This is a genomic window from Cellulomonas phragmiteti, assembly GCF_016862775.1.
Lineage (GTDB): Bacteria > Actinomycetota > Actinomycetes > Actinomycetales > Cellulomonadaceae > Cellulomonas > Cellulomonas phragmiteti.
Genome location: NZ_BONP01000009.1, coordinates 28,610 through 43,789, shown reverse-complemented (window position 1 = coordinate 43,789; position 15,180 = coordinate 28,610). Strand labels below are relative to the sequence as shown.

At 75.9% G+C, this 15,180-nt stretch carries 13 protein-coding genes; 3 read left to right on the top strand and 10 right to left on the bottom strand.

The genetic code is table 11. The features are described 5' to 3' along the window. Positions 1-12: 12 nt before the first annotated feature. From Cph01nite_RS09255 to Cph01nite_RS09215, 9 genes are all read right to left on the bottom strand, one after another. Positions 13-969, bottom strand: a complete 957-nt coding sequence (locus Cph01nite_RS09255) for a 2-hydroxyacid dehydrogenase (protein ID WP_239069160.1) — start codon at positions 967-969, stop codon at positions 13-15. Further along, complete coding sequence (locus tag Cph01nite_RS09250; RefSeq protein ID WP_203673497.1) at positions 962-1,510, bottom strand: GNAT family N-acetyltransferase; 549 nt, start codon at positions 1,508-1,510, stop codon at positions 962-964. The genes Cph01nite_RS09255 and Cph01nite_RS09250 overlap by 8 nt, the downstream gene beginning before the upstream one ends. 142 nt (positions 1,511-1,652) lie before the next feature. Next, entirely contained in the window at positions 1,653-3,164 is a 1,512-nt protein-coding gene (gene gatB, locus Cph01nite_RS09245; protein ID WP_203673494.1) for an Asp-tRNA(Asn)/Glu-tRNA(Gln) amidotransferase subunit GatB, read from the bottom strand. Continuing rightward, positions 3,164-4,681, bottom strand: a complete 1,518-nt coding sequence (gatA, locus tag Cph01nite_RS09240; RefSeq protein ID WP_203673493.1) for an Asp-tRNA(Asn)/Glu-tRNA(Gln) amidotransferase subunit GatA — start codon at positions 4,679-4,681, stop codon at positions 3,164-3,166. Before gatA ends, gatB begins: the two co-directional genes overlap by 1 nt. 1 nt (position 4,682) lies before the next feature. After that, the gene (gene gatC / locus Cph01nite_RS09235) at positions 4,683-4,979 is read right to left on the bottom strand and encodes an Asp-tRNA(Asn)/Glu-tRNA(Gln) amidotransferase subunit GatC (RefSeq protein ID WP_203673492.1); all 297 of its coding nucleotides are present in this window, start codon (positions 4,977-4,979) and stop codon (positions 4,683-4,685) included. Positions 4,980-5,043: 64 nt separating this feature from the next. After that, on the bottom strand, positions 5,044-5,466 hold the full coding sequence (locus tag Cph01nite_RS09230) for a pilus assembly protein CpaE (protein ID WP_203673491.1): 423 nt from the start codon (positions 5,464-5,466) through the stop codon (positions 5,044-5,046). A gap of 66 nt (positions 5,467-5,532) precedes the next feature. Continuing rightward, a complete protein-coding gene (locus Cph01nite_RS09225; protein ID WP_203673490.1) occupies positions 5,533-6,858 on the bottom strand; it encodes a GNAT family N-acetyltransferase in 1,326 nt (441 codons plus the stop codon). After that, positions 6,855-9,320: an NAD-dependent DNA ligase LigA gene (ligA, locus tag Cph01nite_RS09220; protein WP_239069159.1), complete on the bottom strand. Its 2,466-nt coding sequence runs from the start codon at positions 9,318-9,320 to the stop codon at positions 6,855-6,857. The genes Cph01nite_RS09225 and ligA overlap by 4 nt, the downstream gene beginning before the upstream one ends. A 37-nt stretch (positions 9,321-9,357) precedes the next feature. Continuing rightward, positions 9,358-11,670: a hypothetical protein gene (locus Cph01nite_RS09215; protein WP_203673489.1), complete on the bottom strand. Its 2,313-nt coding sequence runs from the start codon at positions 11,668-11,670 to the stop codon at positions 9,358-9,360. 127 nt (positions 11,671-11,797) lie between these two features. Here Cph01nite_RS09215 and Cph01nite_RS09210 point away from each other — a divergent pair, with 127 nt between their 5' ends. The 3 genes from Cph01nite_RS09210 to Cph01nite_RS09200 are packed head-to-tail and all read left to right on the top strand — an operon-like array spanning position 11,798 to position 13,826. Further along, on the top strand, positions 11,798-12,475 hold the full coding sequence (locus Cph01nite_RS09210) for a hypothetical protein (protein ID WP_203673487.1): 678 nt from the start codon (positions 11,798-11,800) through the stop codon (positions 12,473-12,475). Next, the gene (locus Cph01nite_RS09205; protein ID WP_203673485.1) at positions 12,472-13,146 is read left to right on the top strand and encodes a hypothetical protein; all 675 of its coding nucleotides are present in this window, start codon (positions 12,472-12,474) and stop codon (positions 13,144-13,146) included. Before Cph01nite_RS09210 ends, Cph01nite_RS09205 begins: the two co-directional genes overlap by 4 nt. Next, a complete protein-coding gene (locus Cph01nite_RS09200) occupies positions 13,143-13,826 on the top strand; it encodes a hypothetical protein (RefSeq protein WP_203673483.1) in 684 nt (227 codons plus the stop codon). The genes Cph01nite_RS09205 and Cph01nite_RS09200 overlap by 4 nt, the downstream gene beginning before the upstream one ends. Here Cph01nite_RS09200 and Cph01nite_RS09195 read toward each other — a convergent pair. Further along, positions 13,823-15,172 (bottom strand): hypothetical protein, encoded by a 1,350-nt coding sequence (locus Cph01nite_RS09195; RefSeq protein ID WP_203673481.1) that lies wholly within the window; start codon positions 15,170-15,172, stop codon positions 13,823-13,825. The genes Cph01nite_RS09200 and Cph01nite_RS09195 overlap by 4 nt on opposite strands. Positions 15,173-15,180 lie beyond the last annotated feature (8 nt).

Below are 15,180 nucleotides of genomic sequence, written 5' to 3'. Positions count from 1 at the left end.
CGGCGGTCGCCGTCAGGTGCGCGCGACCTCGTTGACCGGTGGCTCGCCCGCCAGCAGCGCCGTCAGCTGCCGCCGCACGAGCGCGGCCACCCGCGGCGCCGTCGCGTCCGTGTTGCCCCCCTGGTGGGCCGTGACCAGGACGTTCGGTGCACGCCACAGCGGGTGGTCGGCGGGCAGCGGCTCGGGGTCGGTGACGTCCAGTGCGGCCCGCAGCCTCCCGCGCTCCAGCTCGGCGAGCAGCGCGGGGGTGTCCACGACCTTGCCGCGCGCGACGTTGACGAGCAGCGCGCCGTCCTTCATGCGACCCAGCGCGCGGGCGTCGAGGAGGTGGTGCGACGCCCGGGTCAGCGGGATCGCGAGGACCACCACGTCCGCGTCGGGGAGCAGGTCGAGCAGCTCGTCGACGCCGTGCACGTGCCCGTCCTCGTCGTCGCGCGCGGTGCTGGCCACCCGCACCACGTCGACCTCGAACGGGCGGAACCGCGCCACGATCGCGCGGCCGACGGACCCCTGCCCGACCACCAGCACGCGACGGTCGGCGAGCGACGGCCCGAACGGGTTGTCCCACCGCCCCTCCCCCATCGCGCGCACGGCGCGCGGCAGGTCGCGCTGGACCGCGAGCGTCAGGCCGACCGCCAGCTCGGCCGTCCCCGCGTCGTGGACGCTGCGGCCGTTGCACAGCACGAGACCCGGCGGCAGGTGGGGTCGCGCGTGCTCGTACCCGGCGCTGGGCAGCTGCACGTACCGCAGCCGGGGCAGGTCGTGCAGGACGTCGAAACCCCCGGGCCGCACGAAGTAGTGCGGGACGACGACGAGGTCGACGGCCGCGGCGGTGGCGGGGTCGAGCGGGCCGGACATGTCCCAGCGGACCAGCCGCAGGTCGGTCGGGTGCGCCGCGGCGAGGTCCGCGAGGCGGTGCAGCAGGTCGTCGTCGGGGACGGTGGCGGTCAGCACGGTCGCGTCAGCCACCCGCACGCCCGGCGCGGTACTCGTCCTCGAGCATCGACATCACCACGGCGTCGCACCAGCCGGCACCGTCGCGGTACGCGTCACGGCGGCGACCCTCGGGGCGGAACCCGATGTTCTCGTACAGCGACAGCGCCCGGGAGTTGATGCTGAGCGCCTCGAGCTCGACGCGGTGCAGGCCCAGCCCGTCGAACGCGAAGCCGAGGACGAGCTCGATGGCCTCGGTGCCGTAGCCGCGACCCCGGTAGGCCGGGCGCATCGACAGCCGCAGGCCGGCGCAGCGCACCTCCTCGTCGACGTCCGCCAGGACGATCTCACCGCGGTACTCGTCGTCACCGTTGGTGGTCACCGCGAAGTCGAAGCGGCCCCGGGCGTCCTCCCGGTCCGCGCACCACGCGTCGATCTCCTCGTGCGTGAACGACCGCGTGGTCCCGGTCAGGCGCCTGCCCTCGGGGTCCGTGATCATGTCCCACATCGCCTCGGCGTCGTCGGCCCGGATCGGCCGCAGGACGATCATCTCGCCCTGCAGGGTGGGCTTCTGCATCGCTACCTCCGTCGCGCTCGGCCCCGGTGCCCACGCGCGGGGCACCACCACCGACTGCCCTCCGGCGTGCGACGCATCGTACAAATCCCGTGTGACCGGGACGTTGCGACACGACGCACGCCGGGCGGGTCGGTCCTGGCGCTCAGGCCCGGACGCGCTCCAGGACGAGCTCGCGCACCCGACCCGCGTCGGCCTGGCCGCGGGTCGCCTTCATGACCGCGCCGATGATCGCGCCGACCGGGCCCAGGTTGCCGCCGCGGATCTTCTCGGCGATGTCGGGCTGGGCCGCGAGCGCGGCGTCGATCGCCTCGAGCAGCGGCCCGTCGTCCGAGACGACCCCGAGGCCGCGCGCGACGACGACCTGCTCCGGGTCGCCCTCGCCCGCCAGGACCCCCTCGAGCACCTGGCGCGCGAGCTTGTCGTTGATCCGCCCGGCGTCGACGAGCTGCTGCAGCGCGCCGATCTGCGCGGGCGTGATCGGCAGGTCCGCCAGCTCGACCTCCTGCTGCTTGGCGGTGCGGGCCAGCTCGCCCATCCACCACTTGCGCGCGGCGGCCGGGCTCGCGCCCGCGGCCACGGTGGCCTCGATGAGCTCGACGGCCCCGGCGTTGACGACGTCGCGCATCTCGGCGTCGGCGTAGCCCCAGTCGCCCTGCAGGCGGCGGCGGCGCGCGGCCGGCAGCTCGGGCAGCGCGGCGCGGATCTCCTCGATCCACGCGCGGTCCGGCACGATCGGCACGAGGTCGGGCTCGGGGAAGTAGCGGTAGTCCTCGGCGTCGGACTTCACGCGCCCGGCGGTGGTGATGCCGGTGTCCTCGTGCCAGTGCCGCGTCTCCTGGACGATCGAGCCGCCCGCGTCGAGGATCGCCGCCTGCCGGCTGATCTCGTACCGCACGGAGCGCTCGACCGAGCGGAACGAATTGACGTTCTTCGTCTCCGTGCGGGTCCCCAGCGGCGACTCCGGGGTCGCGCGCAGCGACACGTTGACGTCGGCACGCACGTTGCCACGCTCCATGCGGGCCTCGGAGACGCCGAGCGCCCGGAACATGTCACGCAGCGTCTGCACGTACGCCCGCGCGACCTCGGGGGCCCGCTCGCCGGCACCCGTGATCGGCTTGGTGACGATCTCGACCAGCGGGACCCCGGCCCGGTTGTAGTCGACCATCGAGTACTCGGCACCGTGGATGCGCCCGGTGGCGCCGCCGACGTGGGTGTTCTTGCCGGCGTCCTCCTCCATGTGCGCGCGCTCGACCTCGACGCGGAACACCGTGCCGTCCTCGAGCTCGACGTCGACGAACCCCTCGAACGCGATCGGCTCGTCGTACTGCGACGTCTGGAAGTTCTTCGGCACGTCCGGGTAGAAGTAGTTCTTGCGCGCGAACCGGCAGGACTGCGCGATCGAGCAGTTCAGGGCGAGGCCGATGCGGATCGCGTACTCGACGGCGGTGCCGTTGACCGCCGGCAGCGCGCCGGGCAGGCCCAGGCTCGTCGGCGTGATCTGCGTGTTCGGCTCCTCGCCGAACGACTGCTCGGCGCCGTCGAACATCTTGGTCCGCGTGCCCAGCTCGACGTGCACCTCGATGCCGATGACCGGGTCGAACCGGGCCACCGCGTCGTCGTAGTCGACCAGGTCGACGTGGGTCGTGGTGCTCATCAGGCTGCCCCTCCGGCCAGCTCGGGGGCGCGGCCCAGCAGCGGGCCCTCCCAGCTCGTCTCGAGCAGCGCCTCGAGCGCCGCTCCCACGCGGTACAGCCGGGCGTCCTCGCGCGCCGGCGCGAGGATCTGGAACCCGACGGGCAGGCCGTCGTCGGACAGCCCGGACGGCAGCGACATCCCGGGGACCCCGGCGAGGTTCGCCGGGATCGTCGCGACGTCGTTGAGGTACATCGCCAGCGGGTCGTCGAGCTTCTCACCGAGCTTGAAGGCCGTCGTCGGCGCGGTGGGCGACACGAGCACGTCCGCGGCCTCGAACGCCGCGGCGAAGTCCCGCTGGATGAGCGTGCGGACCTTCTGCGCCGACCCGTAGTAGGCGTCGTAGTAGCCCGCGCTCAGCGCGTACGTGCCGAGGATGATGCGGCGCTTGACCTCGTCCCCGAAGCCCTGGCCGCGCGTCGCGGCCATGACGCGCTCCGCGGTCACCGGGCCCTCGGAGGGCTCGACGCGCAGGCCGAAGCGCATGCCGTCGAACTTCGCCAGGTTGCTCGAGGCCTCGGCCGGCAGGATCAGGTAGTACGCCGCGAGCGCGTAGGTGAAGTGCGGGCAGGACACCTCGACGACCTCGGCCCCCGCGCCGCGCAGCGCGTCGAGGGACTCCTCGAAGCGGGCGAGCACGCCCGGCTGGTAGCCCTCGCCCTGCAGCTCGCGGATGACGCCGACCCGGACGCCCCGCAGGTCCCCCGACGCGCCCTCGCGCGCTGCCGCGACGTAGCCCGTCGCGGGGTCCGGCAGGGAGGTCGAGTCGCGCGGGTCGTGCCCGCCGATCAGCTCGTGCAGCAGCGCCGAGTCCAGCACGGTGCGCGTGCACGGGCCGGCCTGGTCCAGGCTGCTGGCCAGGGCGACGAGCCCGTAGCGCGACACGCTGCCGTACGTCGGCTTGACGCCGACGGTGCCCGTGACGGCCGCGGGCTGGCGGATCGAGCCGCCCGTGTCCGTGCCGATGGCGAGCGGCGCCTCGTAGGCGGCGACGGCCGCGGCCGACCCGCCGCCCGAGCCGCCGGGGATGCGCTCGAGGTCCCACGGGTTGTGCGTGGTGCCGTAGCCCGAGTGCTCGGTGGACGAGCCCATCGCGAACTCGTCCATGTTGGTCTTGCCGAGGATCGGCAGGCCCGCGGCCTTGAGCCGCTCGACGAGCGTCGCGTCGTACGGCGGCACCCACCCCTCGAGGATCCGCGAGCCGGCCGTCGTGGGCAGGCCCCGCGTCACGACGACGTCCTTGACGGCGATCGGCACCCCGGCCAGCGCGTGCAGGTCCTCACCCGCGGCACGGCGCTCGTCGACGTCGGCCGCCGTGGCCAGCGCCTCCTCGTGCGCGACGTGCAGGAAGGCGTGCACGGCGGGCTCGACGGCGGCGATGCGGTCGAGGTGTGCCTGCGTCACCTCGACGCTGGTCACCTCGCGCGAGGTCAGCCGGTCGGCGAGCTCCGCGGCGGTCAGGCGGGTCAGGTCGGTCATGTCACTCCTCCCCGAGGATCTGGGGGACGAGGAACTTGCCCTCGCGGGCCGCCGGCGCCTGCGCCAGCACCTCGTCGCGGTCGAGCGGGGCGACCGGCTCGTCGGCACGGAACACGTTGGACAGCGGCAGGGGGTGGCTCGTCGCGGGGACGTCCGGGGTGGCGACCTCGGAGACGCGGGCGACGGACTCGACGATGACGTCGAGCTCGCCCGCCAGCCGGTCGAGCTCGGCCGGTGTCAGGTCGATCCGGGCGAGCACGGCGACGCGCGCGACCTCGTCGCGGGAGAGGGTGGACATGGTCCGTGAGTCTAGTCGCGGGCGACCCGCCCCTGTCCCCCTGCACGGGCGCCGCGACCGGCCGTCACACCTCGTGCGAGGTCGCCGCGCTGACGAGGGCGAGCAGCGCCTCGGCGTAGGCGTCGGCGGCGTCGTCGGCGGTGAAGACGCGCTCGGGGCGGCCGCTGACCTCGACGAGGACCTGGTAGCGGCCGTCGGTCGACCGGGCGAGGCTGCGGAACGTGCCACCGAGCAGCTCACGCATCTGGTCCTCGCGCGGCAACCACAGGGCGTCCTCCTGACGCACCGAGTCCAGCGCCCACTCGGTGGTGCCGTTGAACCCCAGCACGGTCCCGGTCTCGTACTCGTGCGCCTCGACGACCATCTCGGAGATCGTGAAGACCTCCCCCGCCATGTCCGCGCTGCGGATGACGAACCGGTCACCGGCGCGCGGGTGCCACTGCAGTCCGGCGGCCTCGAGTGCCACCGCGTTGTCCGTCGAGAGCATGGCCCCAGTATCGGGGGCGCACGGGCCGCGCGCCCCCGGGGTCGGCGAGCCCCGTCGGCGCGCGGGTCAGCACCCGCCGGGGGCGCCGGGGACGGGCGGCTCGCGGTACACGTAGCGGTGGGCGGGTGCGAAGCCGAGGGCCGCGTACAGGGTCAGGGCGGCGACGTTGTCGGCCTCGACCTGGAGGAAGGCTCGCCGCGCGCCCCGCCGGGCCGCGACCGCGAGGGCCTCGCGCGTCAGCGCGCGGCCCAGTCCGCGCCGGCGGGCCGCGGGGACCACCTGCAGGCAGGAGAGCGCGACCCAGTCGTCGACGGGTGCGGCGCGGATCACGGCGACGTCGGTGCCGTCGGTGTCCGTCGCGGTGAGGTAGGCGGCGGGGGCGCCGGTGACGATCTGCCGGGACGGCTCCCGGGCGCCGCCCTTGCCGGCGAGCCACAGGTCGAGCCAGGCGTCGTCGGGCTGGTCGGCGACGCGCACGCGCACCCCGCCACCGAGGTCGGCCACCGCGCCCCCACCCGTGGCCCAGCTCGGGTCGACGTCGCGGACCAGGATGTCGGTGACGGTGCCGTGCACGTAGCCGCGGGCATCGAGCTCGGCGGCGAGGCCGGCCGGGTTCCCGGGGTCCCCGAGGCGGAACACGGGCGTGGCGCCGTCCGCGCGGTAGAGGGCCTCGACGCGGTCGACCGCCCCGGGCAGGTCCGCGACGTCGACCAGCGCGATCGTCGACCCGGCACGTCGGGTCACGCCGCCGGACAGCCCGACCCGCCACCCGTCGACGTCGACGACCCGCGGGGGCGGCCACGTGGCGGCCTCGACGAGCGCGCCGGGCGCCTGCGGGGCGCGCCAGACGTGCACGCGCATCGTCAGCTCGTCGGTCCAGTCCCGCTCGGGGCGCGCGGCGAAGCCGAGCCGCGCGTAGACCCGGTGCGCCGCGTGCATCGTGTCGAGCGTCGAGAGCACCACGTCCCGTGCACCGTCCGCGACGGCCTCCCGCAGCGCCGCACCGACGAGCCGGTCGGCGATCCCCCGGCCGCGCGCCTCGGGGTCGACGGCGAGCATCCGCAGCTCCAGCTCCCCCGGCCGCGCGATCTCGGCGTACGGCGAGCCCGGCGCGGCCAGGGTGATCGTGCCGAGCACGCGTGCGTCGCCCGGGGCGGTGCCGGCGCACGGCCCGCTTCCCGGCGCGGCGTCGGTCCCCGCGGCGACGGCGACCAGCACGGTCGCCCGGGCCGCCCGCGCGGCGGCGTCCCGCAGCTCGTCGACGTACCAGTGGTCGGCCGCCACGAGCGCGTCGGCGACGTAGGCACGGGCGGTGAGGTCGCCGACCTGCGGCAGGTCGGCGGCGGTGGCGCGGCGGACCCGCACCGGCGCCGTGCCGACGTCCCCGCTCACCGCGCCTCCGGGGTTCCGTCGTCGGCAGGGTCCGCGTCGGCCGGGTCCGCGTCGGCCGGGTCCGCGTCGGCCGGGTCCGCGTCGGCCGGGTCCGCGGCGTCGGCCGGGTCCTGCGGTGGCCCTACGGCGTCGGGGCCGCCGGCGAGCAGCGTCTCGAAGCCGGCCTCGTCGAGGATCCGCAGCCCGAGCTCGCGCGCCTTGACCTCCTTGGAGCCGGCGTTCTCGCCGACGACGACGAAGTCGGTCTTCTTCGACACCGAGCCGGACGCCTTGCCCCCGCGCACGAGGATCGCCTCCTTGGCTCCGTCGCGGCTGAACCGCTCGAGGCTGCCGGTGACCACGACGGTCACGCCCTCGAGGGTCCGGGGCGTGGACTCGTCGACGGCGTCGGCCATCACCACGCCGGCAGCCGCCCACCGGTCGACGATCTCGCGGTGCCAGGGCTCGGCGAACCAGTCCAGGAGGGACTGGGCGATCGTCGGCCCCACGCCCTCGACCGCGGCGAGCCGCGCGACGGCGTCCGCCGGGTCGAGCCCGGCATCGGCGACGGTCGGGTCGACGACCGCGCGCAGCGCCGCCATCGACCCGAACTCCTGGGCGAGGGCACGCGCGGCCGTCGGCCCGACGTTGCGGATGCTCAGCGCGACGATCGCCCGCCAGAGGTCCTTCGTCTTGGCGAGGTCGAGCTGGTCGAGCAGCGTGCGCGCGGCCTCGGACGGCTCCCAGTCGGGCAGCGCCTGCCCGGCGGCCTCGGCGGCCGCACGCTGCGCCCGGCTGTGCTTGAGCGTCCGACGGAACGGCGTGCGCCGCCGCAGCGACCCGTCCGCGTCCTCCTTGGGGAGCCCGGTCTCGGCGTCCCGCACCACGACCTCCACCTCCGCCAGGGCCGCCAGGCTCGCGGCACGCACCCGGGCGACCTCCTCGGGCGACGCGTCCGGGCCGTAGCCGACGAGGTCGAAGAGGTGGGCCTCGTTGGGCACGGGCGGCGTCTCGGGGACCTCCGGCTGCGTGAGCGCCGCCGCGGTCACCTCCCCGAGGACCTCGATGTCGAACGCGCCCCGCGAGCCGATGTGCTCGAGCCGGCCGCGCACCTGGGCGGGGCACCCCTGGGCGTTGGGGCACCGCAGGTCCACGTCGCCCTCCCGCATGGGGCGCAGCGGAGTGCCGCACTCGGGGCAGTCCGCCGGCATCTGCCACTCGACGCGCGGCACGTCGTCGCCCGGCGCCCGCGGAGCGGGCCCCACGATCTCCGGGATCACGTCACCGGCCTTGCGCAGGACGACCATGTCGCCGATGCGGACGCCCTTGACCTTGACGACGTCCTGGTTGTGCAGCGTCGCCTGCCGGACGGTGCTGCCGGCCACGAGCACCGGGGCCATCACCGCGAACGGCGTCGCACGGCCCGTGCGCCCGATGCCGAGCTCGATCGCCAGCAGGCGGGTGTTGACCTCCTCCGGCGGGTACTTGTAGGCGATCGCCCACCGCGGGGCGCGGCTCGTCGCCCCCAGCCGACGCTGCAGCGCGATGTCGTCGACCTTGACGACGACACCGTCGATCTCGTGCTCGACGTCGTGCCGGTGCTCGCCGAAGTACGCGATCCGCTCCTCGACCTCGTCGAGCCCGTCGACCACGCGGGTGTGGCTCGACGTCGGCACGCCCCAGCCCGCCAGCAGGTCGTACACCTGCGACTGCCGGTCGATCCCGGTGCCGCGCCCCTCACCCCAGGTCAGGGCGCCGATGCCGTGCGCGTACATGCGCAGCGGCCGCGACGCCGTGACGCGCGGGTCCTTCTGCCGCAGCGAGCCGGCGGCGGCGTTGCGGGGGTTGGCGAACGGCGCCCGGCCGGCCTCGACCTGCGCCTCGTTGAGCGCGCGGAACGCCTCGACGGGCAGGAACACCTCGCCCCGGATCTCGATGAGGTCCGGGTGCGTCGCGGGGTCGCCGGCCAGCACGTCCGGGATGCTCGAGATCGTGCGGACGTTCAGCGTCACGTCCTCGCCCGTGCGACCGTCCCCCCGCGTCGCCGCCCGCACCAGGCGGCCCCGCTCGTACAGCAGCGCGATCGCGAGCCCGTCGATCTTCGGCTCGCACAGGTACTCGACCGGCGCCGTGCTCTCGAGGTCGCGGTGCACGCGCTCGGCCCACGCCACGAGGTCCTCCTGGGAGAACGCGTTGTCGAGCGACAGCATGCGCTGCACGTGGTCGACGGGCGTGAAGTCCGTGGAGAACGTGCCGCCGACGCGCTGGGTCGGCGAGTCCGGCGTCCGCAGACCGGGGTGCTCCTGCTCGAGCGCCTCGAGCGCGCGCAGCCGCTCGTCGTACGCCGCGTCCGACGAGCTCGGGGCGTCGCGCACGTAGTAGGCGAACTGGTCGGCACGGACCTGCTCGGCCAGCTGCGTCCACCGGTGCCGGGCCTCGGCCGGCACGTCGCGGTCGTCGGTCGCGGGGGTCGTCTCGCTCACGTGCCCATCATGGCGTGCGGCACCCACACCACCGACCTCAGGCACGTCCCAGCGACGAGGTCCCGAGGCCGGACACCCGCCAGGCGCGCATCCCCGACGGCCCCCAGGCGACCGCGACCACGTCGGCGCCCTCGGCCGCCACCGTGCCCTCGGCCACCGGGACGTCGGTGGGCAGTGCCAGCGTCGTCCAGGTGGCACCGTCGGGCGACCACCACACGACCGGCCCGCTGTCCTCGTCCCCGTCCACGGCACCCCACGCCGCCCACCCGCCGTCGACGGGGACGGGAGCCTCGAACGTCGCGCCCCCCGGGGCACGCAGGACCTCCTCGAACGTCCCAGTGGGCGACACCCGCCAGAGCGTGGCCACGCCTGCGACCTGCCCGTGGACGAGGGTCGTCCCGCCCTGCGTGCGGCAGGCGTCGAACGACGTCTCGCCCGCCGGCTCGAGCCCGTGGTCGACCACGCTCGCCGTGTCGCCCACCAGCCGCCACGCCCGCGGCCGCGTCGTCCCGTCGTGCGCGCCGGACCAGCCGACGAGCAGGGACCCCTCCTGGCAGACCCCCTCGGCGGCGCCCTCGCGGGCGTCGCCCAGGTCGAGGTCCAGCCGGCTCCAGGCAGCGGCGTCGACCGACGTCCAGACCACGGGCCGGTCCACCTCGGTCATGAGGATCGAGGGGGCGTCCGCACCGGCGAGGAGCCAGCGCGCGCCGTCGTGCGCGACGTCCTCGACCCCGGCGCCACCGCTGCCGAGGTCACCGGAGACCTCCCCGCCGTCGGCGGCGAGCGTGGTCACCGTGCGCGTGCCGAGGTCGCCCTCCGGCTGCGCGTGCACGAACAGCCGTCGGCCGTCGGCGTCCCTGCCCTCCTGCCACGCCGCGCCCGCGACAGCAGCGACGGGAAGAGGATCGGCGAGGAGCGCGTCGCCCTCCACCCGCATCGCCGTCGCGCCCCACGCCGTGCGCCACCAGTCGCCGCCGTCCGTGAGGGTCCGTGTCGCGACCTGCCCGCGCGGCGCCCCGCCCGCGCCGTCCGCGATCGTGACGACCGTGCGCGGGGACACCGGTGAGAGCTCGGCCACCGACCACCAGTCGTCGTCGGGCTCGTCCGGCGCGGGCCATCCCCCGACCGCCGTGTACCCGGACCCGCTCACGAAGAGCAGCGGCGTGCCGCCCGCGGCGTACTCGAGCACCCCGGTGACGTCCGGCACCGGGGCGGGGGCCGACTGGAACTGGCCGAACCACGCTCCGCCCGCGACGTCGTCGTCGCCCATCACGACGACGACCTGCCGCCCCCGCTGCTGCCACAGGGGCACGACCCTGCCCGACTCGGAGGGCTTGCCCAGCACCCAGTCCTCGTCCTCGCCGGACAGCCACGCGGAGTCCCCCAGGAGGTCGGCCTCGATCGTCGCCCACGCCGCGCCGTCGACGGTCGTCCAGGCGGCGGGACGCAGCGCCCCGAACGTCTCCGGCCCGAGCGGCGCCGCACCGGTCGCGGTCCACCCGCCGCCGAGCCGCAGCCGGATGCCGTTGACCTGGACCCGGGGCCGGCCGTCCACCAGCACCGGGCTGCCCCAGACGCCGGCACCGTCACGCGTGACGACCATCGGCCGCACGACCCCGTCCGGCCCGGTCTCGCGGTAGACGACGGCCACCACGTCCTGGTCGCCGAACGCGTCCGACGCCGCCATGTCGACGACCGTGCGACGCGTGCCCGCCGCCGCGGGCACCACCTCGACCACGTCGACGTCGTCGCCCGCGACCTGGGCCCACACGACCGCGCCCTGCGCCGACGTGCCCGCGACGTGGGGCACGGCCCCGCCCGACGTCGCCTCCGTCAGCCGGACGGACGACGGTCTCACCCGTGCGGTCCGCCAGGTCAGCGCGTCGTCCGAGACGCGCGCGAACGACTCCGCACGTCGCCCGACGTCCGTCGTCCCCGCCACGACCGCCCGCCCGGCGACGACCGCGAGCCCGACGTCGCGGACCGCACCCGGGACCCGCAGGTCGGTGTCGACCCGGGGCACCCCCTCGGCGACGGCCCACCGCCAGAGCCCGACCCGGGGCACCGTGCCGGGTGTCGCGACCACCGCCGCCGCGAGCGCGTCGAGGTCGCCGCTGCGCGGGGCGAGGTTCCAGTCCCGGGTGTGCTCGCCACCTCCCGCGCGCGGGTCGAGCCCGGGGTCGACCGCGAGCACGGAGATCGTCGGTGGGGACGGTGGGGGCGGTGTGGCGGGGACGGGGGCGGGGACGGCGGGTCCCGTGCAGGCCACCGCGAGCAGGGTCAGGACGGGGAGGACGAGGGTCAGGCGCAGCAGTGCGGCGCGCTGCCGGGTCTTCAGGGACGGACGCATGGCACGACCCTGTCGGTCCGGCAGCCCGCGCGGGGAGGTCGGCAGGGATCTGTGGACGACGAGCCGCCCACAGCCCTGGCCCGGGGTCCGTCACGCGTGCCCGGACGGCCCCCCTACACTCGGGCGCGTGTCCGGACCCGCGGCCCCGCCCGAGCTGCGCGCCCGCGCCCGCGCGAGCGGCAGCAAGGTGGCGCGACGCGTCCTCGACCAGCCGCTGCGGCGGATCGGCGTCGTGGGCGCGATCGTGCTGCTCGCCACGACGGCCGCCTTCGGCGGGCTCGAGGAGCAGACGCAGGACGGACCGGAGGTGCTCGAGGCCGGCACACCGGTCGAGGTGGCGCCGTTCGAGCTGACCGTGCACCGCGTCGTGTGGACCGGTGACCTGCCGGGGCAGCGCCTGTCCGACGACGGCAACCGCTGGGTCGGTGTCGTCGCGACCGTGCGCAACACGAGCGACGCCGGCGTCCTGGGCGTCACGCTGCGCGACGCGCTGACGCTGTCCGGCGTCCAGGGCCTCGTCCAGGCTCCCGTCGACATCGGGGTCACGGCGAGCGCGGTGGTCGTCCTCGAGGACGCGTCCCCGCTCAGCCCCGTGCAGCCGGGGCTGACGTACGAGGCGGCGTTCCTCTTCGAGCAGGACGGGTCGGTCGCGCCCCCCACCAGCGTGGACGTGCAGCTGCAGCAGCACACCTGGCGCGCCGGGAGCCTCGACCCCGAGCTCGTCTGGCGGTTCCCGACGACCGTCCTGGTCGGCACGCTCGACGCGCGCGAGGCGGCCGCCGGCACGCCCGAGCAGGACACGTGAGCGCGACCGACGCCGCCGGCACGCCCGCCGACGCGCCCGGCGAGCAGGCCACCCCCGACCGGCCGGCACCGCGCCGGCGACCTCCACGCCCGCGGACGGTCAGTGCCGGCGCAGCGGTGCTCGCGGCCCTGGCCGTCGGCCACCTCGTCGTCACCGCGTTCCCGGTCAGCGACCGCGTCCAGGCGTCCTTCGTCCGCCCCGGCGGCGTCGGCGAGCTCGTCGAGCTGCGGTACGCGCGCCTCACGGCCGGCGAGCCGACCGGGTCGACGGTCCTCGACACCGACGACGGCACGCTGCTCGCGACGCCCGGCGTCTGGCTCATCGTGCCGGTGACGGTCGAGGCGGTCGGAGAACCGCGCTCGCTCGCCTTCGCGGAGGTGCTGGGTGGCGACGGCCGCACCTACGCGGTGTTCACGGGCGGACGATCGTCGTTCCTGCCGGGGACGGCGCAACCCGGCATCCCCCGGTACGCGACGCTGCGCGTCGAGGTCCCGCCCGACGCCGTGCCGGGCGCGCGCCTGCGTCTGGGGCTGGATCTGAAGGACCAGCGCCGCGACGACGTCGCCGACATCGACCTGGGTCTCACGCAGGCCGACGCGGACGCGTGGGCGGGCGACGACACCCCCGTCGTGGCGCACGCACCGTCCGACACGCCGCCGGAGGACTCGTGAGCACGCCACCGGCACCCCCGGCTCCCACCCCGGCACCGCCGACCCCGCCCGGGCCGCCGCCGGTCGGCTGGTGGCACCGCAACCGCTGGGCGCTGGTCGCCCTGCCCCTCGCGCTGGCGCTCGTGGTCGTGGCCTCCGGCGACCGCGTCCGGTCGCTGTGGTGGGAGCAGGGTCTGCACCGCCCCACGTCGGCGGCCCCCGGCGCGACCGTCACGTTCCACCAGGACCTGCGCGACGGCCTGGGTGGCACCTTCCCCCTCGACGTCGAGGTCCGCCTCGACGGCGTCGGCGACGCGGCGGACCTCCCCGACGGCCTGGAGCTGCCGCCCGGGAGCCGGGCGGTCCAGGTCGACCTCACGCTCGGCGCCGACCCCGACGTCGTGCTGGTCGGGTGCCGGCTGGCCGTGCGGGACACGGCCGGCACGCGGTACGACTACGTCGCGAACGCCTGGGGGGCCTGGCAGGCGACCGTCCCGTGCGTCCCCGAGGACGCCACCGGGCCGTGGCCGTCGCTGGGGGACGTCGACGACGCCCTGAGCGCCCCCGACGGCGGGTCGACGCCCCGGCCCGCCACCTGGTCCGTGTCCCGCGTGGTCGTCGTCCCGGACGGGGTCGACGTCACGGACGTCGTGCTGTGGTGGCAGATGCCGCACCACGTGCGTCTCGAGGTCGAGCGCTAGCCGGACCGCTCCGGGACGTCGTCGACGCCGCGGGCGGCCTGAGGCGTGCGCGCCGCCGCGGCGGCCTGGCCGGCGAGGACGCGGTCCACCCCGGCGGCGAGGAGCGCGATCGTGACCGTCAGCCCGACGGCCGTCGCCACCGCCGAGACCATGGGCGCGAACGCGAGCCACGTGTCGACGTCCTGCGGCCCGCTGATCACCCGCGCGAGCAGCAGGATCCCCTCCTCGAGGCGTGTGGCGACGAGGAACGCGAGGGCGAAGACGAGCATGGGTCCCAGGCCGGCGACGGCGAGCCGGCGCAGCCCGTCGGCGAGCGCCGTGAACCGGGAGCGCACGTCGCCGATCACGGGTGCGGCGGCCTCGGTGGTCCAGCGGCGCACCGGGGCCGGCAGCCGCTGCCACACGGCCGGACCGACGCGCTTGCGCCGGGGCAGCGGGGCGAGCTTGTGCCCGTAGACGACCGCGCCGACCGCGAGCCAGGCGAGCGGGATCACCACGAGGTCGTCGAGGTTGCCCAGGACGCCCGCGACCGTGTCGACCACCGTGTCGACGGGGGCGGCGACCGGCCCCAGGGCCTCGAGCAACCGCACCCACGCGTCGAGCACGACCGCCACCGCGCGGCGGCTCTCGACCCACCGCCAGGCACCGTCGAGCAGCTCGGTCGTGAAGCTGGCGACGACCAGCAGCCAGAACGCCTCGACGTACGCCCCGGCGAACGCCAGCGCGCGGCGGTGGCTGCGCCCCTCCCACCGGCCGAGCAGCCACCGCAGCACGACGGCGACGACGACGACGGCCACGAGCGTCCACCCGGTCGCGAGGTCGACGAACGAGGCGTCGACGCGCTCACCGGTGAGCGAGAACCCCTCCCGGAACTCGCGGTACGCCGCGGTGTTGAGGAACCGGGACCGGTCCTCCGCCAGCAGCCCGTACGACGCGTACAGGGCGAGGAACGGCACGAACACCGACGCCAGGACGTCGACCAGACCGCGCTCGTGGCCGGACGCGGCGTCGTCGGGGCCGCGCGCGCTCCCGATCGCGGCGAGCGCGGGCAGGTCGCGCCGCAGCACGTGCAGCATCGCGACGATGCCCGCGACCATGCTCAGCGGGGCCAGGACGAGCACCGCCCAGCCGAGGGTGTTGCTGACGGTCGCGACGTTGACGGCGGCCCACCCGGCCGCGTACCGCCCCGCCACGGCGAGCAGCGCGAGGACGAGCAGCAGCGGCCAGGTGCGCAGCCACAGGCGCACCCCGACGGCCACGACGGACCCGAGGTCGCGCAGCCAGTCCCGCAGCGCGGCGCGCGGACCGCGGCGCGCGGCGGGGGCACCGCGCGCGGGGTCACCCACGGCGGGGA

What these genes read in the sequence shown, in the direction of transcription:
- Cph01nite_RS09250 (WP_203673497.1), bottom strand. Translation starts at nt 1,510, where the DNA reads ATGCAGAAGCCCACCCTGCAGGGCGAGATGATCGTCCTGCGGCCGATC.
- gatB (WP_203673494.1), bottom strand. Translation starts at nt 3,164, where the DNA reads ATGAGCACCACGACCCACGTCGACCTGGTCGACTACGACGACGCGGTG.
- gatA (WP_203673493.1), bottom strand. Translation starts at nt 4,681, where the DNA reads ATGACCGACCTGACCCGCCTGACCGCCGCGGAGCTCGCCGACCGGCTG.
- gatC (WP_203673492.1), bottom strand. Translation starts at nt 4,979, where the DNA reads ATGTCCACCCTCTCCCGCGACGAGGTCGCGCGCGTCGCCGTGCTCGCC.
- Cph01nite_RS09230 (WP_203673491.1), bottom strand. Translation starts at nt 5,466, where the DNA reads ATGCTCTCGACGGACAACGCGGTGGCACTCGAGGCCGCCGGACTGCAG.
- Cph01nite_RS09215 (WP_203673489.1), bottom strand. Translation starts at nt 11,670, where the DNA reads ATGCGTCCGTCCCTGAAGACCCGGCAGCGCGCCGCACTGCTGCGCCTG.